Genomic DNA, 24,465 nt, shown 5'->3' with positions numbered 1-24,465 from the left:
CAAATAAATTCATTTGATCCATAATTTCTTGTGGAATATCAATTTTAACTACTGACGGACCGAAAGGTTTTAAAATTTTAATTTCCATGTTTTTTTTTTTAATTCCATATAACTCAAGTTTATGATCAACTAATCGATATCCATATTTATTGGCAATTTTTTCTTGTAGCTTTTCTATCTCTTCATCAACAAATTCAATAATTTCCCCTGATTTAACATCAATTAAATGATCATGATGTCCTTCATTTAATTCTTCGTATCTAGCTTTACCCCCTTTAAAATCATGTTTTGCTAAAATCCCAGACTCCTCAAAAAGCTTAACTGTTCTATATACCGTGGCAATACTTATTTTTGGGTCAATCTTTGAAACTCTATTATAAAGCTCATCTACATCTGGATGATCGTTTGATTCCGACATTACTTTTGCAATAATTTTTCTTTGATCTGTAAGTTTAACCCCTTTAGCTAAACATTTTTTTTCAATATTTTCTGACATTTTTAATTTTAACTTAAATAAATAGGATTAATCAAATTCTTTTTAATTTTAAATTTTTCACATAAATTAGGGACATCTTCATACTTAACTTCTTCAAATCCCTTAAAATCTTCAAAACTAAAGCAATAATAATTGATTTTTTTAGTTAGAAATAAAGCTTTAATCGTCGCTAACGAATTTCTAATTCCAGCAAAACTACCTGGTCCCCTGTTTACATAAATAACATCAATTTGATCTAAAGAAGAAGAATTTACCTTTAAAAAATCATTAATTAAGATCATTAATTTTTCAAAATTAATTTTACTATTTTCATGACTACAAGTATAAATATTTTCACTAACTATGAGTGTTAAAAAAATCTTATCTCTTGTGGCATCTACTATTAAATTTTTCATTATAATAATGTTATTTGCCATCAATTCTAAAGCAGAAGAAAATAATATCAAATATTATTCTGAAGATAGCGGCATTCTTTCTTTAATGTACCACCGATTTGATGAAAATATGTATCCTTCAACAAATATACAAATGGATATTTTTAAAAAACAAATGTCTATAATAAATACCTTAAATTACAAATTTTATGACCCACAATATTTACAAAAAAATTTTAATATTACAAAAAATAAAAAAGAAATACTTATTACTATAGACGATGCATTTTTATCTTTTTATAAAATAGCATGGCCATACTTAAAGAGAGAGAAAATTCCTTTTATTTTATTTGTTTCAACTGAAACTATAGGCAAAACTGGCTATATGAGTTGGCAACAAATAAAAGAAATAGAGAAAGAGCCATATGCTTACATTGGTAATCATTCCCATTCTCATGATTACTTGGTTGATCTAGACACAGAAAATTTTTTGTCTGATATTAATACTTCAATTAAAATCTTTAATCAGCACTTAGGCTATAACCCAATTTTTTTTTCATACCCATTTGGTGAGTATAGTAGAACTATTAAAGATTTTATTTCCAAAAATTTTGATTTTGCTTTTGGTCAACATTCTGGTGTTATTGATATTAATAAAGATCCCCATGAATTACCTAGATTTCCAATTAATGAAAAATATGGTAACCTAGAAAGATTCAAATTTTTAATTAATCTTAGTTCACTTCAATACAAATCTTTAAACCCTGAAGATAAATATATTGCCAATAATAATCCACCAAAACTATCTGTCGAATTTTTTGAAAATCAAAAAAATATAGAAAATATTAATTGTTTCTCTGATGAAGGTGGTGGATGGGATAAATCAAATATTACTTTTAATAAAAATGTACTGAAATTAAACTTTAGAGAAAAATTTACATTCAGAAGAGGTAGAGTTAATTGTTCACTTAATGATGATGGAATATGGAGATGGTTTGGTGTTCAATTTTCAGTGAAACAAAATTAAATTAAACTTTCTAAGTCTTTGCTTGATGGCAGTAACTTAGCATCATCAAAATCAGTTAAATCATTTTGTTTAATAATTTGTTGTAAAGTTTTAACATACTCTTTTCCTGTCTCTGCATATTTATCTAGGTATTCAGTAAGAATCATGCTGTCTAATTTTTTTCCTTCGTCTCTCAATTCGGCTCTTGCACTTCTAAAACCTTTATAAGAAGAGTGTGTATTCAAATTTCTTTGATAAGCTTTTACAGATGCTTGCAATACCTTAAATCTCATAACTTTATGAGTGCTATCATCTTCTGCATCTGCTGGTTTTATTCCCTCTCCACTCCATGTCCATTGACCAAATAATGCGTTTCCTTCTTGAGCAAATCTTGATGTTCCCCAACCAGTTTCCTTTGCTGCTTGTGCAATAGCCATTGAAACAGGCACTTCATCCATTCTAACTTTTAATGTAGGTAAATCTTTATTTACTACTCCATATTGTTTGAATTTCATATTCAACCAATGTTGCTCTGTTTTTGTATTTTTACTTTTATTTAAAATACCAAAGAGCTTCATTCTATCTAGTTTAATACTATTATTTTCATCAATAACTAAAGGCAAAATTATCTGAATAAAAAAGTTTTTTCTTTTTTTAGTATTATCTATTTTTACAATCTCTTTTGGTAATAGATCTAAGCTTATGGGTTTTACTAGCTTATTTTTTCTAACATCTTTTAAATTGTAATTTGTTGATTTAAAAAGTTCTTCAATTGTTGCTGCACTTAATAGTATTGCATCTGATGGCTGCTCATCAAATGTTAAAACATCTTCATATAGTTTTGTTGTTTCGTTTTCTAGTAATTTTTTTAAATTATTTTTTGAATTATTTTCATAATCTTTAGAAAATATCATTTTTTCTTTTGTAAGATCAATAGCTAGTGGAGCTATATAAAAAATTGATATAATAATCAAGCTTGATAAAAAAATTCTCGAAAGATTATCTAGTCCACTTTCTTGTGTTTTAATTTTTTTTTTTTGCATGCCTATATTGCAACCACTTCTTTTACCTCTGGTAAATAATGACACAAAAGATTTTGCACGCCTTGTTTTAAAGTCATTGTTGAGCTAGGACACCCAGAACAGCTTCCCTGTAGTTCTACCTTAACAATTCCATCTTTAAATTCTTTAAACTTAATATCACCCCCATCTTTTGCAACAGCTGGCCTAATCTTTGATTCTAAAATGCTTATAATTTTTTTTTCAATTTCAGTATGTTCTTCATTTTTTTCCCCAAGCAACTCATTGGCAATCACAAACTCTTTTCCTGTTGAATAAAAATCATTAATCAGCGAAATAGCTATATGTTTAATATCTTCCCAATTTACTTCTTCACTTTTATTTATAGATATAAAATCTTTTCCTAAAAATACACCTGTTACTCCATTAATTGATAAAACATTTCTTACCAAATCATTGTCGGTTTCTTCTTTTTTTGTTAGTTCAAATGAACCACTATTGGAGACCGTTTTTCCAGGTAAAAACTTAAGTGAATTAGGGTTGGGTGTTACTTCAGTTTGAATAAACATATATTTATATATAAAGGTAAATGTCTAAATTTAAACCAATTAATAAATATATTTCATTAAAAACCTACTATTTCTTTCATTTGTTTCATCTTTTTTGAGGCAATTTTGTCTGCTTTATCAGATCCTTCTAATAAAACTGAATCTAAGAATTTTTGATCCTCTAACAACTTTTTAATTTCTTTTGAAATTGGTTCAATTCTTTCAATAAGAACTTCTGATAATTTTTCTTTAAATTCAGAAAAATTTTTTCCATTAAATTCAGTTATAGATTTTTCTAAATTTTGATTTTTTAAACTTGAATAAATCCCTAATAAATTTTCTGCTTCGGGTCTTTCTGTTAGATTGTTAATTGCTCCTGGCAAAGGTAATGGGTCTGTTTTAGCTTTTTTTATTTTGTTTATTATTTGATCTTTATCATCTGTAAGGTTAATTCTGCTTAAATCTGATGGATCTGACTTGCTCATTTTTTTTATTCCATCTTTAAGGCTCATTATTCTAGAAAATTGTTTTTGAATTAACGGCTCCGGTGCTTTCAAAAATTCTGTAGCTTCAAAATCATTATTAAACTTTTGCGCAATATCTCTGCAAAGTTCTAAATGTTGTTTTTGATCATTTCCAACTGGAACATGAGTTGCATCATAAAGCAAAATATCTGCAGCCATCAAAACTGGGTAAGAATAAAGACCAATGCTAGCTTTTTCTTTATCTTTTCCAGCTTTTTCTTTAAATTGTGTCATCCTATTAAGCCAACCCATTCTTGAAACACAGCTTAAAATCCACGCAGCTTCTGAGTGTGCTGAAACCATTGATTGGTTAAAGATTATGCTTTGCGACGGATCAATTCCACACGCAATAAATGTAGCTACAGTTTCTCTTATATTTTTTTTTAATTCTTTTGGGTCTTGCTTAACCGTTATTGCATGAAGATCTACAACACAAAAAATACATTCATTTTCTCTTTCATTTTGTAATTTTACAAAGTTCTTAATTGCACCAAGATAGTTTCCTAGATGAAGATTTCCTGTTGGTTGAACTCCCGAAAAAATTTTTTTACTCATGACTAGTAGTTTAAATTAATATCACTTCTTTTAAAAGCCTTGATTAAAATTGCAATTAAAAGATAAAATATTAGACCTGATGCAACTGCACCAATTAAGTAAATAACTTTAAAGCTTGCCTCATAAAGCAACTTGTCATTCAAAAAATGAATTACATAGCTAAAAAATATTCCCATTAATATTGAGGCTAATAAAATTTTAACAAACCTATTTATAAATATTAAATTAAAACTGAATAAATTACTCATTTTTAGAAAAATAAATAATAAAATCGCGTTAAACCAAGATGATATAGTAGTTGCTATTGGTATAATTATGAACCCAACTTCCTTAAAAAAAACCACACTAATAAACACATTCAACAAAACAGAGGTTAAAGAAATATAAAAAGGCACTTTTGTGTTATGTCGTGCGAAAAAAAAAGCTGAAAAAACTTTAATAAGAGAAAATGCTGGCAATCCAATCGCAAAATAGAATAAAGCTTTTGCTGAGTTTATAACACTTAATTCATTGAAAGAACCGTATCCAAATAAGGAAGATATAATTTCTTTAGACGCAATAAGTAACGCTATTGCTGCTGGAATACTTAAAAATAAACTTAACTCTAGGGCTTTATTTTGAATCAGATTTATTTTTTCTTTTTTATTACTCTGAACATGCTTAGAAAGTTGAGGGAGTATTACCGTTCCTATTGCAATTCCTGCAATAGCAAGATTTATTTGATAAATTCTATCTGCATAATAAAGATAAGATACTGCACTAGCTTGGAAAGATGCAATGATTGTCCCTACTAAAATATTTATCTGAGTAACACCAGAAGAAAAAATACTAGGAATCAATTTTTTGAAAAATAGTTTAACTTTATTGTCAATTTTAAATGAAAAATTAATTTTAGGAGAAAAGTATTTTTTTACAAAAAAATATAAGAAAATAAGCTGCAAGATTCCTGAAATAGTTACTACATATGACATGTAATATACTAATTGATCATTTAAAATTTTTCCAAATAACAATACTCCAATTAAAAGAATATTCAAAATTATAGGTGTAGCCGATGCTATAGCAAATTTGTTATGTGAATTTAAAATGGCAGAAAAAAAAGATGCTAAACTAATAAACATTAAAAAAGGGAAAGTAATTCTTGTCAAAGTTATAGCTAATTCCATTTTTTGATAATCACCTTCAAAACCTGGTGCTATCAAAAAGACAAATAGTGGCATCATTATCTCAATAATAAGGACTAAAAAAAACAACCCTATTACAAGTAAAGTAAAAATATTATTTGCAAATTTTTGTGACTTTTTTTTATTATATAACAGTGATGAATAGCTAGGGACAAACGCTGCATTAAATGTTCCTTCTGAAAATAATCGTCTAAATGTATTTGGTATCCTGAATGCCACAAAGAAAACGTCTGCTAATGGGCCTGCACCAAGGAACACAGCTATCAATATGTCTCTTGCATAGCCCAATAATCTACTTATTATGGTAAAAAAACTAAATGTGCCTGTTGACTTAATTAAGTTCATAAATCATATTAGTCTTAAATTTACTCCATTTGTATATCTAATTAACTTGAATGAAAAAAACTAAAATAGACCATTATACCGATAAAGAAGCTTTAGATTTCCACAGCAAGAATAAACCTGGAAAAATTGAGATTAATTCTTCTAAACCAATGACTACAAAAAGAGATTTGGCACTAGCCTATTCTCCAGGTGTTGCTGTACCAGTGCAAGCAATTGCTGATGACCCGGAAACTGCCTATGATTATACATCTAAAGGAAATTTAGTTGCGGTCATAAGTAATGGCTCAGCTATTTTAGGAATGGGTAATTTAGGGGCACTAGCATCTAAACCTGTAATGGAAGGAAAAGCAGTTTTATTTAAAAGATTTGCTGACATAGATTCTATTGACCTGGAAATTGACTCGCGAGACCCTGACGAAATTATTAATAGTATCAAAAACTTTGCCTGCGGTTTTGGTGGTATTAATTTAGAAGATATCGCAGCTCCAGATTGTTTTATAATTGAAGAAAAGTTAAAAGAGATTTTAGATATTCCAGTTTTTCATGACGATCAACATGGAACAGCAATAATAACTACAGCAGCATTAATTAACGCCCTAGATATTAGTGGCAAATCAATAAAGGATATTAAAGTTGTTGTTAATGGAGCTGGTGCGTCTGCAATTGCTTGTACAAATTTATTTAAAAATAGTGGTGTACCTAGTGAAAATGTAATCATGCTCGATCGTAAAGGAGTGGTCTATAGGGGTAGAACTGAAGGAATGGACCAGTGGAAATCTGCTCATGCAGCAGAAACTAAAAAAAGAACTTTAGAAGAGGCTATAGATGGAGCTGATGTATTTTTAGGATTATCTGCCAAAGGAGCTTTAAAAAAAGAGTTAGTAAAAACTATGGCTAAGAACCCAATAATTTTTGCCTGTGCAAATCCTGATCCTGAAATAACACCTGAAGAAATAATGGAAGTCAGAGATGATGCCATTATTGCAACTGGAAGATCTGATTATCCTAATCAAGTAAATAATTTAATTGGTTTTCCTTATATTTTTAGAGGAGCATTGGACGTGAGAGCTACAACTATTAATGAAGAAATGAAAGTTGCTGCTGCAAACGCAATTGCAAAATTAGCAAGAGAAGATGTTCCAGACGAAGTTGTTGCTGCAATGGGGGGAGATCGTCCTAAATATGGAAAAGATTATATAATTCCATCTACATTTGATCCACGACTAATTAGTGTAATTCCTGCAGCCGTTGCAAAAGCTGCTATGGATAGTGGTGTTGCCAAAAAACCTATAAAAGATTTTGAAGCTTATAAAGACCAACTTAAACAAAGGCTTGATCCTTCAGTAACTATTATGCAGGGTATTAACTCTCATATCAAAAAAAATCAAAAGAGAATTGTTTTTGCAGATGGGGAAGATGAAAACACTCTTAAAGCAGCAATTGTATTTAAAAATTCTAAATTAGGTACACCAATTTTAATTGGTAAAAAAACTAAAATTAAAGAAAGAATAAAAGAAATTGGCTACAATGAAAACTTTGATATTGAAATAGTTAATTCTGAAGATAAAGAAAAAAGAGAGAAGTATGTAAACTTTTTATTTAAAAAAATGCAAAGAGAGAAAGGTCTTTTGGAAAGAGATTGTGATAGATTAGTTAGAAATGATAGAGTTATATGGGCAGCTTGTATGGTTGCTTGTGGTGATGCCGATGGTGCTGTCACTGGAAATACTAGAAGGTTTGGAGCCTCTTTTGATAAGGTTACACAAGTTATAGATGCTAGACCAGGTGAAATCATGTTTGGATTAAACATGGTTGTTGCAAAAGGAAAAACTATTTTTGTTGGGGACACAAGTGTAAATGAATACCCAAGCTCAGAAGAGCTTGCTGAAATTGCAATTTCATCTGCAAGAGTAGTTAAAATGTTTGGTTTTATTCCAAGAGTTGCTTTTGTTTCTCACTCTACTTTTGGTCAACCTCTAACAAGTAGGACTAAACATATAAAAAAAGCTGTTGACATTTTAAAAGATAAAAATGTAGATTTTGATTTTGATGGGGACATGCAGCCAGATGTTGCCTTAAATGAAGAATACAAAGAATTATATCCTTTCTCTAGTATTGTGGGAAATGCAAATATATTAATAATGCCAGGCCAACACAGTGCTGCTATTTCTTATAAAATGATGAAAAGCTTAGGTGATACCAAAGTTATTGGTCCTCTTTTAATTGGATTGGGTCAACCCATTGAAATAGCCCCTTTAAGATCGTCTACTTCAGAAATCATAAATTTAGCATCAGTTGCTGCCTATTCTGCTGATGTAATTGATTATAAAAAAAATTAATTTTTTTGAATTCTTAGATCTTCAACCAAGACAATACTTGCAATAACATCTTCTACATCAAGTATTTCTTTTGCTTCATTTATTACTTCTTTTCTTTCTTCTGTAGTTAAAGAAATTCCGTAAATAAATATATTTTTCTTATAGGTATCAATTTGATAATTGGTTGCTTTAATTTTTTTGTTAAATATTAAAGCTGTACGGAGTTGAGATGTAATTAACAAATCTTTAGCTGATTGCTGAAAGTTAAAATCTTCTTTTATTTTAATATCATTTTTGACTGATCTGGCACCTTTTGTCTCCCATGCAAGTTTGGTAATTTGAAGTTTTTCTTCAGGATTATCTACTTTTCCTGTTACAAAAATTTTTCCATCTAACACCTTTGTGCTTACAGTCAATATATAGCTCTTGTCTCTTAGGGCTAATCTTGCAGCTAGATTTTTTTGCATTACCGAGTCGTCTATTTGAGTACCTAAAGACCTTGGATCAAACGCAATACTAACTCCTGTTCCAAAAACTCCTTTTGAACTAATCCCAACACATCCTGTTAAGATTAAAAAAATCAAACTTATTAAAAATATTTTATTTTTCATTTTTTATTTTTAGACAATAATTATAAATTTCTTTTTTTGATACATTCGTGTTTTGACTAATTAAATCCGTAATATCTTTTATGCTTATTTTTTTAATTAATTTTTGAATATTTATTTTATCAGATTCTTTTAATATTATCGATGAATTTTTTTTTTTACTTTTTCAGAAATAACAATGGTTAACTCTCCTTTAGGATCAGATTTAAATGGTTCAAGTGTATCTACATCTGTTCTTATATATTCCTCATAAAATTTTGTCATTTCTCTACAAACCAAAATTTTTCTATTTGAAAAATAATATTTTAGATCTTTTATTGATCTATTAAATTTTCGTGGAGAAATAAAAAAAACAATACAGCCCTCTAAATTTGTAAGCCTTTCGAAGTCTTCTTTTAATTTATTGTTTTTTTCAGGAAAAAAACCATAAAAAAAATATTTTTCATTAAATCCACTTATAGAAACTGCAGAAGAAACTGCTGACGCACCTGGGATTGGAAAAATGTCTATACCATTACTAGCACATTCGTTAACCAATATAGCTCCTGGATCTGAGATCGATGGAGTTCCAGCGTCAGAAATTAAAGAAACAATCGACCCTGATTTTAAAATATCAATGACTTTTGATAAATTTTTTATTTCATTAAATTTATGATTTGCAATAAGTTTTGATCTAATTTCATATCGTTCCAATAAATTTTTTGAAATACGTGTGTCTTCACATAGAACATAATCTGATTTTTTTAATACTTCTAGAGCTCTTAAGGTGATGTCACTTAAGTTCCCAATAGGAGTAGCCACAATATAAAGGCCACTTTTCACTTTATTATTTATATTTTCAGTATGTATAATCATCAGGTTATAATAGCTATAATAATAACATTAAAATGAACAAAATTATTAAAATTATATTTTTCTTAGCTTTTGCTTTCTCAATAGCTCCGGTCACACTTTTAGCAAATGATAAAATTAAGATTGGTCTTCTTGTGCCATTAACTGGAAAGAACTCAGATATAGGGCAATCTATAATTAAGTCTACACGCCTTGCAATTAACACAATAAATAATACATCAATTGAGATCATACCAAAGGATACACAATCAAATCCTGAAACAACCTTAATAGCAGCTAAAGAGTTGGCTAATTCAGGAATAAAAGTTGTAATTGGTCCTGTTTTTAACGAAAACCTAATTTACCTAGATGAGTTAAGTGAACTAACATTCTTAGCTCTAACAAATAAAAATGATAATTTTTCTAAGAATATTATTAACACTGGAATCAATGCAACTTCACAATTAAATGCAATTAAAAAATTTATAGAATTAAATGAAATAAAAAAAACAATCTTTCTTACCCCAGATGTAAGTTTTAGAAATGAAATCGAAAAAGCTATTTCTAATTCTAAAATAAAAATATTAGAAAATTATATTTATAATACCGATCCAACTAAACTTACTAAGCAAATTGAAAAAATTACACTCTATGATCTTAGAAAACAAAACCTTGAAGATGAAATAAATAGACTAGAGAAATCAGAACAAAATAATAAAGAACGTTTAATTGAAAGATTAAAAAAGAGAGATACTCTTGGTAGTGTAAAGTTTGACTCAGTGGTAATTTCTGATTTTGATGAAAGTTTAAAAAGTGTAACAACTTCACTGTTTTATACAGATATATCTCCTAAAGAAAAATATTTTATTACTCTCAATCAATGGTTTGATGAATCTCTTTTAAAAGAGATCAGTTCACAACCCTTGTATTTTCCTTCTGCAAATAAAAGTAATTATGATGAATTTTCAAATGAGTATTTTGAGAAATATAATCAATACCCTAATCAATTGTCTTTTTTAAGTTATGACGTAGTTGGACTTATTTATTATTTAACCCTTCAAAACAACTCTGTTGTTGATGAAAAAATGTTTAAGAAAAAAAACTTGTTTAAAGGAAAGATTGGAATTTTTGAAATTAAAAATAATAAAATTAACCATACTTTAAATTTTTATAAAGTTGAGGGTGGAGAGTTTAAAAAAATTTTTTAATTTTTTTAAAAGCTTTAAATCTATGATCTATTTTATATTTTTGTGATGCTCTCATTTCACCAAATGTAACTTTTTTTCCAAGTGGTATGAAAATAGGATCATAACCAAATCCATTTTTACCTTTTATAATTGGTGAAACAAAACCCTCAACTTTACCCACAGAAATTATTATTTCATTATTCACATTATAAATCGTTAAAGCACAAATAAATCTAGCTCTAATTTTTTTTTGTCTCCAATCTTTGTCTTTTTTATCTAGTTCTTTAAAAACTCTATTCATTGCCTTTTTAAAATCACCTTTTTTACCTCCCCATCTAGCTGAATAAATTCCAGGATCTCCATTTAGAGCATCTATTTCTAGACCTGAATCATCAGACAGGCATGTCATTTTTGTCTTTTTGAAAAAAAATTTAGCCTTGATTAAGGAGTTTTCCTCAAATGTTTTCCCATTTTCTGGGGGGCTTTTCATTTTAAAGTCTTTTGGAGAGTATATTTCGAGGTTTTTAGGTAATAAATCCCTAATTTCTTTCAATTTCCCTTTATTATTGGTGCCTACTAATAATTTTATAATTTTATTCTTTAACATCTAGCAATTATCAAATTGCATACCATATAAATTGTCATGGAAAAAGATCAAAACATTAATTCTGAAGATCAAAACGAAGAAATTAAAGAGGCTGAAACAAAAGAGGGAATTCAAAAAGTACAAGGCGATTCAGGAGAAAAAAATCAAGAAGTAAAAGAGGTTACATCTGAAGAAAAAATTAAAGAGTTAGAAGATAAAGTTGCTAGAGCTTTTGCCGAAATGGAAAATCAAAGAAGAAGATTCGAAAAAGAAAAAGAGGATGCTTTTGATTATGGTGGATTTTCTTTTGCAAAAGAAGCTTTGAACCTAATTGATAATCTTGAGAGATCAAAACAAATTTTAGAAAATGATGAAGTTTTAAAAGACACTGAAGCTTTAAAGAAAACTTTAGAACATTTTGAAATTATAAGTAAGGATATGGTATCAATTTTTTCAAAAAATGGAATTACAGCTGTAATTTCTATTGGTAAAAAATTGGATCCTAATCAACACCAAGCTATGATGGAAATTGATGATGACCAAAAAGAACCTGGAACAATAGTTCAAGAAATTCAAAAAGGTTTTATGATGAAAGATAGGCTTTTGAGGCCAGCACTAGTTGGGATTTCAAAAAAAACTAAAGACCAAAATGATCAAAAAAGTGAGGAAAATCAAGAAAATTCAGACAATTAATAATAGTTGTCAGAACTTGTAGATTAAAAATTAACACTTATATGAAGGATAGGAATAAAATTATGAGCAAAATTATAGGAATAGATTTAGGAACGACAAACTCATGTGTGTCTATCATGGAAGGTAGTCAGCCAAAAGTTTTGGAAAATGCTGAGGGTGCAAGAACAACCCCTTCAGTTGTGGCTTTTACTGAAGACGGAGAAAAACTTGTAGGACAGCCCGCAAAAAGACAGGCTGTTACCAATCCTGAAAATACTATTTTTGCTGTAAAGAGATTAATCGGAAGAAATTTTGAAGACCCTACTGTAAAAAAAGATATTGCAGCTGCCCCTTTTAAGATTGTAAATTCAGAAAAAGGAGATGCTTGGATTGAAGCTAGAGGAGAAAAATATTCACCCTCTCAAATTTCTGCATTTATTCTTCAAAAAATGAAAGAGACTGCTGAAAAATATTTAGGTCAAGAAGTAACAAAAGCTGTAATTACAGTCCCTGCATATTTTAATGACGCTCAAAGACAAGCAACAAAAGATGCTGGTAAAATTGCTGGTCTTGAAGTTTTAAGAATTATTAATGAACCAACAGCAGCCTCTCTTGCTTACGGTTTAGATAAAAAGCAAAATAAAAAAATAGCCGTTTATGACTTGGGTGGTGGAACTTTTGATGTTTCTATTCTTGAGTTAGGTGATGGTGTATTTGAAGTTAAATCTACAAATGGTGATACATTTTTAGGTGGTGAAGACTTTGATAATACAATCGTTGATTATTTGATTGGTGAATTTAAAAAAGATTCTGGTATTGATTTAAGATCAGATAAATTAGCCCTTCAAAGATTAAAAGAAGCTGCTGAAAAAGCAAAAATTGAGCTATCTTCTGCAGAACAAACAGATGTTAATTTACCCTTTATAACAGCTGATAAAACTGGCCCAAAACATATTAATCTAAAAATGACTAGAGCTAAATTAGAAGCTTTGGTTGAGGATTTAATTTCAAGAACATTACCACCATGTAAAACTGCTCTTAAAGATGCGGGACTTACTGCAAATGAAATTGATGAAATTGTAATGGTTGGTGGGATGACAAGAATGCCAAAGGTTCTTGCTGAAGTTAAAAACTTTTTTGGTAAAGAACCAAATAAAAGTGTAAACCCTGACGAAGTTGTTGCAATGGGTGCTGCAATCCAAGCTGGGGTTCTTCAGGGAGACGTTAAAGACGTACTTCTTTTAGATGTAACACCTCTATCACTTGGGATTGAAACATTGGGAGGAGTATCAACAAAATTAATTGAAAAAAATACAACAATACCAACTAAAAAAAGCCAAGTATTTTCTACAGCTGATGATAATCAGCCTGCTGTATCAATAAGAGTACTTCAGGGTGAAAGAGAAATGGCGTCTGACAATAAAATGTTAGGAAACTTTGAACTAGTTGGAATTGCGCCTGCTGCAAGAGGAGTTCCTCAAATAGAAGTAACTTTTGATATTGATGCAAATGGAATTGTAAGTGTTTCTGCTAAAGACAAAGGAACTGGTAAAGAACAAAAAATTCAGATCCAAGCTTCCGGTGGTTTAAGTGATGAAGAAATTGAAAAAATGGTAAAAGATGCTGAAGCTAATAAAGATGAAGATAAAAAGAAAAGAGAATCTGTAGACGCAAGAAATCAAGCAGACACATTAATTCATTCAACAGAAAAGAATCTAAAAGAGCATGGTGCTAAAGTTTCAGATGCTGATAAAAAAGCAATAGAGGATGCATCAACCGACTTAAAAGAAGTTATTAAAGGAACTGATACTGAAGAAATTAAAAAGAAAACAGAAACTTTAGTTCAGGCCTCTATGAAATTAGGTGAAGCAATTTATAAATCTCAAGAAAAAAAAGAGGGCTCACCTAACGATGGTGATAAAAATGATGAAACAAAAAAAAACGATAATGTAGTTGATGCAGATTTTGAAGAAGTAAAAGAAGAAGAAACAAAAGAAAATAAAAAAGAAGAAGATAAAGAAAAAAGCGCTTAAGACTTAAAACAACTATCATCTTAAAGTAACTTATGGCTAAAAGAGATTTTTATGACGTCTTAGGTGTTAGCAAGAATGTAAGCCCTGAAGAATTAAAATCTGCCTATAGAAAACTAGCAGTTAAACACCACCCCGATAAAAACCCTGGAGATAAAGCTTCTGAAGATAAATTTAAAGAAGCTGGTGAAGCTTACGGCATTCTCTCAGATAAAGAAAAAAAACAAAACTATGATAACTTTGGCCATGCTGCTTTTGAAGGTGGAGGCGGTGGAAGACAAGGTGGTGGTTTTGGTGGAGCTGATTTTTCAGATATATTTGAAGATTTTTTTGGAGATTTTGGTGGTGGACAATCAAGGGGAAGAAGGAAAACCAACAATAGAGGGTCTGATCTAAGATATGATTTATCTATTACTCTTGAAGAAGCCTATGAAGGAAAAAAGCAGGATATAAAATTCTCAACAACAGAAAAATGTAACACTTGTAAGGGCAATGGCTCTAAACCTGGTCATTCTCCAGACAGATGTACTGTTTGTGGTGGAAATGGCAAAGTAAGGTCTAACCAAGGTTTTTTTACTGTTCAACAAACTTGTCCTCAATGTGCTGGCTCTGGTGAAGAAGTAACAAATCCATGTACAGACTGTAATGGTCAAGGTAACAAGCAAGCTTCAAAAAAAATATCAGTTACAATACCTAAAGGTGTTGATGATGGTACTAGGATTAGATTAGCTGGGAAAGGTGAAGCAGGGTCCAGAGGTGGAGCAAGTGGTGATCTTTATCTTTTTGTAAATGTTCATTCACATGACTTATTTAAAAGATCTGATGAAAACCTATTCTTTGAATTTCCCATATCCATTGCAGATGCAGCATTGGGAACCACAATAGAAATACCAACAATTGATGGTGGAAAAGCTAAAATTAAAATACCTGATGGAACTCAAAATGGAAAACAATTTAGACTAAAGGGTAAAGGTATGCCTTATATGAGGGGCAGTGGAAATGGAGACCTTTATGTCCAAGTAAATACTGAAGTTCCTATTTCTTTAAATAAAGAACAAAAAGAGTTACTTGAAAAATTTAGAGAAATTGAAAACGAAAAGTCTAATCCAAGTATTAAACAATTCTTTCAAAAAGCAAAAAGTTTTTGGAAAAACTAAAGACTAATTAACTAAAAAAGGTTAATATTTTCTTAGATGAAAAAAATTAATTTAGCTATTTCTGGCTGTCTAGGGAGAATGGGTCAACAACTTATTAAATCCTCAAAAAATAATAAAAACTTTAGACTAGCTGCTCTTACAGAAAATAAAGCTATCAACAAAAGAATTTCTGGTATCAAGCTTAGTATAAATACTGAAGAAGCTTTTAAAAAGACCGATGTAATAATAGATTTTACAGTCCCAAACTGTAGTTTAGATATTTTAAAAATTGCCTCAAAATTAAAAAAAAGAGTAGTAATTGGAACAACTGGTTTTAATCAAAAAGAAGATGCTTTAATCAAAAAGTTTTCAAAAACCATACCTATTTTAAAAGCTGGCAATATGAGCCTTGGTGTTAATTTGTTAATGTATTTAACTGAAATTGCCTCAAAATCGCTAAATGATGAATATTTAAGCAAAGTATTTGAAGTTCATCACAAACACAAAAAAGATTACCCATCAGGAACAGCTTTAATGTTGGGAAAAGGAATTGCAGACGGGAAAAATAAAAACCTTTATAATTTAATGGGTAAAAAATTTTTAAATAAAAAATCTTTTCCTTATGGAAAAAAAATTAATTTTAATTCAATTAGAAAAGGTGAAATTATTGGTGAACATGAAGTTAGATTCTCAAGTGGAAAAGAGATAATAAAATTAAATCATGAAGCTTTTGATAGAGCACTTTATTCAGATGGAGCTTTAATTGCTGCAAGATGGTTGGTTAATAAAAAACCAGGGCTTTACTCCATGAGAGATTTATTGAGCTTTAAATAATGGATGAAAAAGAAAAAGCTAAAAAGATACTAAAGATTTTAAATAAGATTTATCCTACAACCCCCATTCCACTAAATCATACTAGTAATTTTACTCTCTTAATGTCGGTTCTTTTGTCGGCACAATGTACTGATCTAAATGTTAATAATGTAACTAAAAATATATATCCAAAATATAATAGACCTGAACATTTTGTAAAGTTAGGCAAAAAAAGAATAGAAAAATTAATCAAAAGTATTGGTCTCTTCCGGGTTAAGGCTAAAAGCATTTATTTAATGTCTAAACAACTTCTAGAAAAACATGAAGGCAAAGTGCCTAAAAGCTTTGAAGCACTCGAAAAACTGCCTGGTGTAGGCCATAAAACAGCAAGTGTGGTTATGTCTCAAGGTTTTGGAGTTGCGGCTTTTGCAGTTGATACCCACATTCATAGATTAGCTCAAAGATGGGGCTTAACGAATGGCAAAAATGTTATTCAAACTGAAAAAGATTTAAAAAGAATATTCCCAGAAAAAACATGGAGCAAATTACATTTACAAATAATTTATTATGGAAGAGAATTTTGTAAAGCAAGGGAATGTTATGGTTTGACTTGTAAAATTTGCACGACTTGTTATCCTAATCAAAAAAATCCAGTTAAAATAAAAAAAGCTTAAAATGAAAATACTAGGAATTGGCAATGCAATTGTTGATGTTATATGTAAAATTGATGAGCAATACTTAATAGATAATCAATTAACAAAAGGCACAATGAAACTAGTTGATGAAAACGAATTTAAAAAACTTTTATCCACTCTTAAAATTGAAGAAACTCTCTCTGGTGGATCTGTTGCAAATTCTATTGTTGGACTATCTCAATTAGGAAACGATGTTGGATTTATAGGTAAAGTTAATGATGATGATTTGGGACAAAAATACGAAGAAGGCTTAATTAAAGAAAAAGTTAAATATTTTTATAATAAAAAAAAAGAAAACTTACCAACTGGAACTTGTTTAATCTTAATCACACCTGATGCAGAAAGAACTATGGTTACATTTTTAGGAATTGCTGGAAAAATTAATCAAAATGATATTAATGAAAAAGCTCTACAAAAAAGCGAAATGATATTTTTAGAGGGATATTTGTGGGATGAAGGAGAGCCAAAGTCTGCCTTTGATAAAGCAATGGCGCTATCCAATACTAAAGCCATGTCTCTATCAGATCAATTTTGTGTAGAAAGACATAAAAATAATTTTTTAGATTTAGTTAAAAATAAGCTTGATATAACTTTTGCAAATGAACAAGAAATTAAGTCATTAATTGATGCTAAAAACTTTGAAGATGTTATTGAATTTGGCAGACAACTAGGAAAACTTTTAATTGTCACACGTGGTGAAAAAGGAAGCATTGCTATTAAAGATCAAGAAATTATAGAATGTCAGAGTAAACCTAATTTAAAAATTGTAGACTTAACAGGTGCTGGAGATATCTTTGCAGCTGGTTTTCTTCATGGGTTAATTAATAATAGCTCAACAAAAGAATGTCTCGAAAAAGGAACCGAAATGTCTTCAAAGATAATCCAAAAAGTCGGAGCTAGACTAGATTAAGCTATTTTAGTCAATAAAATAACCATTTTTATGGCTCAATATAAATTCTTCATCTTTAAATAAATCACTTATTTTTTTTCGTAATCTATAAATATGTGTTTCTACCGTATGGGTCTCCATGTTTGTTGAATAATCCCATATATTTTTTTGAAGATCTGCAACATTGTGTTTAATTTTTTTATCATTTAAATACAAAATAATTTCAATTTCTTTTTCTGTTAACTTTAACTTTAAATTACCTTTAGAAAAAAATTTAGAATTTAAATTTAATTCATAGCCCTTAATTGTAATCTTAGACTGTTGGTTAAATTTTAATTTGATTAATTTAATATTGATTAGCTCTAATAATTTATTGAATGATAAGGGCAAATTATTGAAGTCTAAAAAATTTTTATCAGTTATATTGTTATTTAATAATAATTTATGATCAGTTTTTGAAATTACTAAATCATTTAATCTATCTAGATCAAATTTCTTTTCAAAATCTTCTTCATTCTCAATTTTTATAATTTTAAAAGATAAATTTTCTTTTATCTCATCTAAAATTTCATATAGTAAATTAAAATTTATAATAAAAACATTTTGCATAATTATATTTAATATTACTTATGATAATTCATGTACCAAATAAAAACACTCTTATAATTGACGACTTTAAATTAAGATGTTGTGTTGGAAAAAGTGGCATAAATTCTAATAAAAAAGAGGGTGATTGTTCAACCCCTAAAGGATTATTTAGTTTAAGAAAATTGTATTTTAGAAAAGATCGTGTTGGTATTCCAAAATGCAAAATCAATAAAAAGATCATTGAACGAGACATGGCTTGGTGTGATGACCCAAAACATAAAAAATATAATGAAGAAATCAAAACGAACAATAAAAATCTTAAAGAAAATCTACACAGAAAAGATCATAAATATGATTATATAATTTCAATTAGTCACAATGAAAAAAAAACACCCGGTAATGGGAGTGCAGTATTTATTCATTTAGCAGATAATTATAAACCAACCGCAGGATGTGTTGCTTTAAAAAAGAAAGATTTTGAAATATTATTAAAATTAATAGATAAAAAAACTAAGATTAAAATTGGTTAGGCTCTAATACCAAATATTTTTGACCCCACTCTAACATATGTTGCATTATATCTAATTGCTTCTAGATAATCTCCGGACATGCCCATACTTAATTCTTTAAAATTTAATTCTTTATTTATGTCATTCATCTCAGAAAAATATTTTTCTGTATTACCATCATTTGGAGGAATACACATTGTTCCAATAATGTCTAAATTCAATTTTTTACAAAATTTATAAAAATCATTCAAATTTCTTTTATCTATTCCAGATTTCTGGTCTTCATTTCCCACATTTACCTGTATGAAAATTTTTGGTTTTTTTTTGTGTTTTTCCTGTTCGTGAGAAATTTTATTAGCTAATTTTTCACTATCTAACGAATGAATATAATCAAATATTTTTAAAGCAAATTTAACTTTATTAGTCTGAAGTCTGCCAATTAAATGAAGTTGAATGTTATGATTTTCATTTTTTATATCACTCCACTTTTCTAAGGCTTCCTGAACCTTATTTTCTCCATAATGAAGGTGACCATGCTCTATTAGGGGTAAAATGTTTTCAATAGGAAAAGTTTTTGATACCGCTATAATTTTAGTTAATTCATCATGATTTGCTTTTGATTTGATAAGCTCTTCTATATAAATTAAATTTTTAACAGTGTTATGCATAATAAAACTTTGAACAGATATTACTTTATAAAAAAATTTGACCAAAGTCACATAGATAAACAGAGCAAAAAAACGATCATAATATTTAGAAATTATAATCAAGTCATTAATGAAAAATTAATTTTAACAATAAAAAATTATTGTAAGAAAAGAGGGAATAAATTCTTAATTTCTAATAATATGAAATTGGCTATAAAACTTAATTTAGACGGTGCTTATATTCCTTCATTTAATAAAGATAAAAAACACCTCGCTTATTCAGTAAAAAAAAAATTTATTATATTGGGTTCGGCTCATAATGTTTATGAAATAAGGATCAAAGAATTACAGAGTGTTAATGCTATATTTTTATCTTCCATATTTAAAAGAAATAAAAATTATTTAGGCATAAATAAATTTAAATCCCTTTCTCTTTTAAGTAATAAGCCTTTCATAGCTCTTGGTGGAATATCAGTTAACAATTTAAAAAAATTAGCTCTTACAAGCTGCCATGGTTTTGCCGGTATTTCTTTTTTTGAACAAAAAAAAGGCCCCTAAAAAGGGGCCCTTTATTAATTTGTGTTCTAAATTAAATTAGAATGCAAATGATAGACCTAATTCCCAAGCTTCTTCTTTAGTGTTTTCAACAAAGCCTTGGTTTTTAATATCAATCATAGCACCTGAAATAGTCATTCCACCCATAGTGTATGATGCAACAAGACCTGTAACTTCTTCAGGTTTGTTTGTTGAGCTAGAAGCTACTGAGTTTTGAGTATTCTCAGATACACCATAGTGTACAGATACATTGTCACTTACAGTGTAAGCTACAGAATATGCTGTAAACTCTCTATCAGAAGCATCTGCTTTTGAAGCAAACTCAGTTTCAGTATATGCTACTGTAACTGGACCATATGCATATTTAGCATAAAAAGTATCAACATCACCAACTGTAGCTTCTGTTGTATTTTTTTCACCTATTGCATATCCAGCAGTTAAACCTTCAACACCAGTGTAAGCTATCGCAAAATCAGTTGCGCTTGACCATTGTGCAGCTGAAGTACCTTTTGGTACGTATGAAGCTTTCACAGAAATACCATCAACCATAGATGGAAGAGTGTAAACCATAATATTGTTTCCTTGAGAAGAATCAATGTTACCTTGGTTAGTACCTTGATAATCCCAAGTTTGACCAGTAGTATCAGAAACTGCACCTTGAGCAGAAGCTCCACCATGACCATGGAAAGTAAATGATCCTAAAGCGTCAGAAGAAACAGTTACTGAATGGTTATCCCAAACTGAAGTACTAGCTGATGCACCATTAGATCCATCATCAAGTTCAAAATTAACAGCAACGTTTAATCCGTTGTCTAATTCTCCACTACCTTTAAAGTAGATATTATTTCCCATAGTAAATGATTTACCAGTATTAGCACCAGTAGCAGTTGTTACGTGAGCTGCTTTCATTGACGCTGAACCAGTCACTGCTAATTCACCAGCAAATACTGATGTAGAAACAAGTGAAGCTGCTAAAGCAGTCAAACCTATTTTTTTTAAGTTATTCATATTTTTCCTTTATTTGTTGTTATTGTTTTTATTATTAATAATAAACAATGAATGTTTATCAATTTGAACAATATTTTTTATGAAAAAAGCCTTTTTTGAGAAAAATTATTAATAGTGTTGTATTTTTACATCACTTTAAAATGGCTATTTTCTTATACTTTTGCAATTTTTTTAATATATATTGTATAAAGCTATTAAATTAACGACTAATTTTATTATGAATTTTCTTAAAAATATAAAAATAATTTTTACTATATTACTATCTATTATTCTTTTGAATTCGTGTTCTGGTGGAAAACTTCCAGGAGGAGACGCAAGAAAATATGATCCTGACCCTAAAAAAAGAGTTGCAAAAAATCTCGAAGAAGGGAGAGGGTTTCGACTAAATGATATTACTAAAGGTGGAAGTGGAACATTCGAATTTGCTAGCTCTAATGAGCTATGGAGAGCGTCTCTTGATACAATTGATTTTATGCCATTGGCTTCTGTTAATTATAGTGGAGGAATAATTATTACTGACTGGTATTCAACTGATCAGACCTCAAATGAAAGTATTAAAATTTCGATTAGATTTTTAACAAACGAAATAAGATCGGATGCTTTAGATATTAAGGTTTTTAATAGAAAATGCTTAGCTCTTAATAACTGTACCATATCTGAAACGGCAGGAAATTTAATTCCAGAATTAAAAACAAAAATTTTAAGAACGGCAGCAATTTATAAAGAAGAAGCTAAAAATAAAAAATAAAATTTAAGCTCCATAAGCAATTTGATAATAATAAAATATTCAGTAAACTTTAATTTTTATGGACAGATATAATTTTAAAATTGTAGAAGAGAAGTGGCAAAAACTTTGGGACCAAAATAAAAGTTTTTCTACTAAGGTAGATAAGAGAAAAAAAAAATTTTATTGTTTAGAAATGTTTCCCTACCCATCTGGGAAAATTCATATGGGTCATGTAAGAAATTATACAATCGGTGACGTGTTGGCTCGATTTAAAGCTTTACAAGGATACAACGTTCTTCATCCGATGGGCTGGGACTCGTTTGGTATGCCAGCAGAGAATGCAGCAAGACAAAATAACCTAGATCCTAAAACTTGGACTGAGTCAAACATCAAGACCATGAGATCTCAATTAAAAAAGCTTGGTTTATCGATTGACTGGGATAAAGAAATTTCAACTTGTTCTGAGGATTATTATAAGCACCAACAAGAATTTTTTTTAGATTTATATGACAAGGGACTAGTTTACAGAAAAGAAAATTATGTTAACTGGGATCCTGTTGACGAAACTGTTCTTGCTAATGAGCAAGTAGTAAACGGTAAAGGTTGGAGGTCAGGAGCTATAGTTGAAAGAAAGAAGTTAAATCAATGGTTTTTTAATATCTCAAGATTTTCTGAGAATTTATTGCAAGGACTAGATGCATTAGAAAATTGGCCCAACAAAGTAAAGTTGATGCAAAAGAATTGGATAGGTAAATCATTTGGTTGCGAAGTTGAATTTAAAATTGAAAGTGAAAAACCAGTTGATAATATTAAGTGTTATACAACAAGGCCTGACACTTTATTTGGTTTTTCTTTTTTAGCTCTTTCAATTGACCACCCTTTAGCTAAATATTACGAGGAAGACAAAGGGTTTCAAAAATTTAGAGAAGAATGTTCTAAAACTGGTACTACTGAAGAATCTATTGCTTCCGCAGAAAAACTTGGTTTCAAAACTGATATGATTGCAATAAATCCACTGGATAGAAATATTAAGGCTCCAGTTTATTTTGCAAACTTTGTATTGATGGATTATGGCCTAGGTGCAGTTTTTGGTTGTCCAGCACATGACCAGAGAGATTTGGAATTTGCAAAAAAATATAATTTACAAATTACACCCGTTGTTAAGCCTGAAAAGGATAAAGACTTTAAAATAAATATTGAAGCTTATACGGGTGAAGGATATCTTTATAATTCAAAATTTCTTGATGGCTTAAAGGCTCCAGGCGAATCCATTATTAAAACAATAAAATTTCTTGAAGAAAATAATTTAGGAAAGAAAAAAACTAATTATCGATTAAAAGATTGGGGTATATCAAGACAGAGATATTGGGGTTGTCCCATCCCAATTGCTTATGATGAGAATGATCAACCCATTAAAATCCCAAAGAATATGCTACCTGTTAAACTTCCAAAGATTGACAAATTAAGTAACACAGGTAACCCTCTAGATTCTGAAGATGACTGGAAATACTTTGTTTTAGATAAAAAAAAATATAGAAGAGAAACTGATACATTGGATACATTTGTAGATTCTTCGTGGTATTTTCTACGTTTTTGTTCTCCTCAGAATGTCAACCATGGTTTTACACAAGAAGAAGTGGATTACTGGATGCCCGTTGACCAATACATTGGGGGAGTTGAGCATGCCATTTTACATTTATTATATTCAAGGTTTTTTATGCAAGCTCTTTCATTTGAGAGTGCTAACTTTAAATTAAAAGAACCATTCGATGGATTATTTACACAGGGAATGGTCTGTCACGAAACATATAAAGATCAAAAAAATATTTGGCTAAACCCTGATGATGTTTTTTCCAAAGATGGAAAAGAATTTTTTAAAAAAAATAAACCTACAGAAAAAGTAATTGTTGGACCAACAGAATCCATGTCGAAATCAAAAAAAAATACCATAGACCCTGAAAATATAATCAAAAATTATGGTGCAGATTCTGTTAGATTATTCATTTTATCAGATAGCCCTCCAGAAAAAGATGTTCAATGGTCTGATCAGGGTATGATGGCCTCATTCAAGTTTATCCAAAAATTATGGATATTAAATTCTAAAATTTTAGAAAAGATTCAAAACAATGGTAAAGGAAATGAAAGTGAAAATTTAACTAAATTTACCAATCAGCTAATTTATAAAGTAACTCAAAACCTAGAAAAATTTCACTACAACGTCATAATTGCGAACCTTTATGAGATGTATAATTTTTTAATTAAAGAAATTGAAAAACCTATAAAAAAAGAAACTTTACTTGAAAGCTATAAAAAAATTTTAATATTAATGAGTCCTTTTATTCCTCACTTTAGTGCTGAGTGCCTAAACAGTATTAATGGAAAAGAATTAAAATGGCCAATAGTATCAAAAGAAGAAGTTATGGAAGATGAAATTAATTTTGTTGTGCAAATAAATGGCAAAAAAAGGGCTCTTTTAAAGGTTAAAAGAGATCTAGGTGAAATTGAAATTTTGAAAAAAATTAAATCAAATACTGAAACAGAAAAAATTTTGCAAAATCAAAAAATACTAAAAACAATTTTTGTGTCAAATAGGCTTATAAATATTATACTGTAAG

24 protein-coding genes and 1 pseudogene are annotated in these 24,465 nt (G+C 29.3%); 13 read left to right on the top strand and 12 right to left on the bottom strand.

What is annotated here, in order from left to right; all coding sequences use genetic code 11:
- Positions 1 to 88 precede the first annotated feature (88 nt).
- Both AC5YGC_RS07455 and AC5YGC_RS07450 read right to left on the bottom strand, forming a co-directional pair.
- Positions 89 to 496 (bottom strand): annotated as a pseudogene (locus AC5YGC_RS07455) (Fur family transcriptional regulator); the annotation flags it as partial.
- A gap of 8 nt (positions 497 to 504) precedes the next feature.
- Positions 505 to 891 carry a peptidase M22 gene (locus AC5YGC_RS07450; protein ID WP_496139595.1) on the bottom strand — a complete coding sequence of 129 codons (387 nt, stop codon included), beginning with the start codon at positions 889 to 891 and terminating at the stop codon, positions 505 to 507.
- Positions 892 to 898: 7 nt separating this feature from the next.
- Between AC5YGC_RS07450 and AC5YGC_RS07445 the strand changes: the two genes are divergently transcribed.
- Entirely contained in the window at positions 899 to 1,897 is a 999-nt protein-coding gene (locus tag AC5YGC_RS07445) for a polysaccharide deacetylase family protein (RefSeq protein ID WP_496139594.1), read from the top strand.
- Here AC5YGC_RS07445 and AC5YGC_RS07440 read toward each other — a convergent pair.
- From AC5YGC_RS07440 to murJ, 4 genes are read right to left on the bottom strand one after another with little or no spacing between them, the layout of a single operon-like run.
- Entirely contained in the window at positions 1,894 to 2,919 is a 1,026-nt protein-coding gene (locus AC5YGC_RS07440; RefSeq protein WP_502314018.1) for a glucosaminidase domain-containing protein, read from the bottom strand. The genes AC5YGC_RS07445 and AC5YGC_RS07440 overlap by 4 nt on opposite strands.
- A 2-nt stretch (positions 2,920 to 2,921) precedes the next feature.
- Positions 2,922 to 3,464 carry a NifU family protein gene (locus AC5YGC_RS07435; protein ID WP_496139591.1) on the bottom strand — a complete coding sequence of 181 codons (543 nt, stop codon included), beginning with the start codon at positions 3,462 to 3,464 and terminating at the stop codon, positions 2,922 to 2,924.
- Between the two features lie 56 nt (positions 3,465 to 3,520).
- Positions 3,521 to 4,522 (bottom strand): tryptophan--tRNA ligase, encoded by a 1,002-nt coding sequence (gene trpS, locus AC5YGC_RS07430; protein ID WP_496139590.1) that lies wholly within the window; start codon positions 4,520 to 4,522, stop codon positions 3,521 to 3,523.
- Between the two features lie 2 nt (positions 4,523 to 4,524).
- Positions 4,525 to 6,051, bottom strand: coding sequence for a murein biosynthesis integral membrane protein MurJ (murJ, locus tag AC5YGC_RS07425; protein WP_496139589.1), 1,527 nt, complete (start codon positions 6,049 to 6,051; stop codon positions 4,525 to 4,527).
- 50 nt (positions 6,052 to 6,101) lie between these two features.
- On the opposite strand from murJ, the gene AC5YGC_RS07420 reads away from it, so the two are divergent.
- Positions 6,102 to 8,390 (top strand): phosphate acyltransferase, encoded by a 2,289-nt coding sequence (locus tag AC5YGC_RS07420; protein ID WP_496139588.1) that lies wholly within the window; start codon positions 6,102 to 6,104, stop codon positions 8,388 to 8,390.
- On the opposite strand, the gene AC5YGC_RS07415 is transcribed toward AC5YGC_RS07420, so the two are convergent.
- Together AC5YGC_RS07415 and rsmI are read right to left on the bottom strand one after the other, a co-directional pair.
- Positions 8,387 to 8,980, bottom strand: a complete 594-nt coding sequence (locus AC5YGC_RS07415; protein ID WP_496139587.1) for a BON domain-containing protein — start codon at positions 8,978 to 8,980, stop codon at positions 8,387 to 8,389. The genes AC5YGC_RS07420 and AC5YGC_RS07415 overlap by 4 nt on opposite strands.
- A 135-nt stretch (positions 8,981 to 9,115) precedes the next feature.
- Entirely contained in the window at positions 9,116 to 9,832 is a 717-nt protein-coding gene (gene rsmI, locus AC5YGC_RS07410; protein ID WP_502314017.1) for a 16S rRNA (cytidine(1402)-2'-O)-methyltransferase, read from the bottom strand.
- Between the two features lie 32 nt (positions 9,833 to 9,864).
- On the opposite strand from rsmI, the gene AC5YGC_RS07405 reads away from it, so the two are divergent.
- On the top strand, positions 9,865 to 11,016 hold the full coding sequence (locus tag AC5YGC_RS07405) for an ABC transporter substrate-binding protein (RefSeq protein WP_496139585.1): 1,152 nt from the start codon (positions 9,865 to 9,867) through the stop codon (positions 11,014 to 11,016).
- Here AC5YGC_RS07405 and rdgB read toward each other — a convergent pair.
- A complete protein-coding gene (gene rdgB / locus AC5YGC_RS07400; protein WP_496139584.1) occupies positions 11,000 to 11,602 on the bottom strand; it encodes an RdgB/HAM1 family non-canonical purine NTP pyrophosphatase in 603 nt (200 codons plus the stop codon). The genes AC5YGC_RS07405 and rdgB overlap by 17 nt on opposite strands.
- 36 nt (positions 11,603 to 11,638) lie before the next feature.
- Between rdgB and AC5YGC_RS07395 the strand changes: the two genes are divergently transcribed.
- The 6 genes from AC5YGC_RS07395 (at position 11,639) to AC5YGC_RS07370 (ending at position 17,837) form a co-directional block, all read left to right on the top strand.
- Positions 11,639 to 12,274 (top strand): nucleotide exchange factor GrpE, encoded by a 636-nt coding sequence (locus tag AC5YGC_RS07395; protein ID WP_496139583.1) that lies wholly within the window; start codon positions 11,639 to 11,641, stop codon positions 12,272 to 12,274.
- 62 nt (positions 12,275 to 12,336) lie between these two features.
- Positions 12,337 to 14,286, top strand: coding sequence for a molecular chaperone DnaK (gene dnaK, locus AC5YGC_RS07390; protein ID WP_496139582.1), 1,950 nt, complete (start codon positions 12,337 to 12,339; stop codon positions 14,284 to 14,286).
- Between the two features lie 32 nt (positions 14,287 to 14,318).
- Positions 14,319 to 15,440, top strand: a complete 1,122-nt coding sequence (gene dnaJ / locus AC5YGC_RS07385) for a molecular chaperone DnaJ (RefSeq protein ID WP_496139581.1) — start codon at positions 14,319 to 14,321, stop codon at positions 15,438 to 15,440.
- A 36-nt stretch (positions 15,441 to 15,476) separates the two neighbouring features.
- A complete protein-coding gene (gene dapB, locus AC5YGC_RS07380; RefSeq protein WP_496139580.1) occupies positions 15,477 to 16,253 on the top strand; it encodes a 4-hydroxy-tetrahydrodipicolinate reductase in 777 nt (258 codons plus the stop codon).
- Entirely contained in the window at positions 16,253 to 16,906 is a 654-nt protein-coding gene (gene nth, locus AC5YGC_RS07375) for an endonuclease III (RefSeq protein ID WP_496139579.1), read from the top strand. Before dapB ends, nth begins: the two co-directional genes overlap by 1 nt.
- Position 16,907: 1 nt before the next feature.
- Complete coding sequence (locus AC5YGC_RS07370) at positions 16,908 to 17,837, top strand: PfkB family carbohydrate kinase (protein WP_496139578.1); 930 nt, start codon at positions 16,908 to 16,910, stop codon at positions 17,835 to 17,837.
- A 6-nt stretch (positions 17,838 to 17,843) separates the two neighbouring features.
- Here AC5YGC_RS07370 and AC5YGC_RS07365 read toward each other — a convergent pair whose 3' ends face one another.
- Positions 17,844 to 18,425, bottom strand: a complete 582-nt coding sequence (locus AC5YGC_RS07365; protein WP_496139577.1) for a winged helix-turn-helix domain-containing protein — start codon at positions 18,423 to 18,425, stop codon at positions 17,844 to 17,846.
- 20 nt (positions 18,426 to 18,445) lie between these two features.
- Here AC5YGC_RS07365 and AC5YGC_RS07360 point away from each other — a divergent pair, with 20 nt between their 5' ends.
- Positions 18,446 to 18,934, top strand: coding sequence for a L,D-transpeptidase family protein (locus tag AC5YGC_RS07360; RefSeq protein WP_496139576.1), 489 nt, complete (start codon positions 18,446 to 18,448; stop codon positions 18,932 to 18,934).
- Here AC5YGC_RS07360 and AC5YGC_RS07355 read toward each other — a convergent pair.
- On the bottom strand, positions 18,931 to 19,581 hold the full coding sequence (locus AC5YGC_RS07355) for a YggS family pyridoxal phosphate-dependent enzyme (RefSeq protein WP_496139575.1): 651 nt from the start codon (positions 19,579 to 19,581) through the stop codon (positions 18,931 to 18,933). The genes AC5YGC_RS07360 and AC5YGC_RS07355 overlap by 4 nt on opposite strands.
- Between AC5YGC_RS07355 and AC5YGC_RS07350 the strand changes: the two genes are divergently transcribed.
- Positions 19,576 to 20,118, top strand: coding sequence for a thiamine phosphate synthase (locus AC5YGC_RS07350; protein ID WP_496139574.1), 543 nt, complete (start codon positions 19,576 to 19,578; stop codon positions 20,116 to 20,118). The genes AC5YGC_RS07355 and AC5YGC_RS07350 overlap by 6 nt on opposite strands.
- Positions 20,119 to 20,154: 36 nt before the next feature.
- Here the strand turns inward: AC5YGC_RS07350 and AC5YGC_RS07345 are convergent, their stop codons facing one another.
- Positions 20,155 to 21,123, bottom strand: coding sequence for a porin (locus AC5YGC_RS07345; RefSeq protein ID WP_496139573.1), 969 nt, complete (start codon positions 21,121 to 21,123; stop codon positions 20,155 to 20,157).
- Positions 21,124 to 21,340: 217 nt separating this feature from the next.
- On the opposite strand from AC5YGC_RS07345, the gene AC5YGC_RS07340 reads away from it, so the two are divergent.
- Positions 21,341 to 21,871 carry a DUF3576 domain-containing protein gene (locus AC5YGC_RS07340; protein ID WP_496139572.1) on the top strand — a complete coding sequence of 177 codons (531 nt, stop codon included), beginning with the start codon at positions 21,341 to 21,343 and terminating at the stop codon, positions 21,869 to 21,871.
- Positions 21,872 to 21,929: 58 nt separating this feature from the next.
- Positions 21,930 to 24,464, top strand: coding sequence for a leucine--tRNA ligase (gene leuS / locus AC5YGC_RS07335; RefSeq protein ID WP_496139571.1), 2,535 nt, complete (start codon positions 21,930 to 21,932; stop codon positions 24,462 to 24,464).
- The last annotated feature ends 1 nt before the right edge of the window (position 24,465 follow it).

The organism is Candidatus Pelagibacter sp. uisw_138 (assembly GCF_059512485.2).
This window is presented reverse-complemented; position numbering and strand designations above follow the sequence as displayed.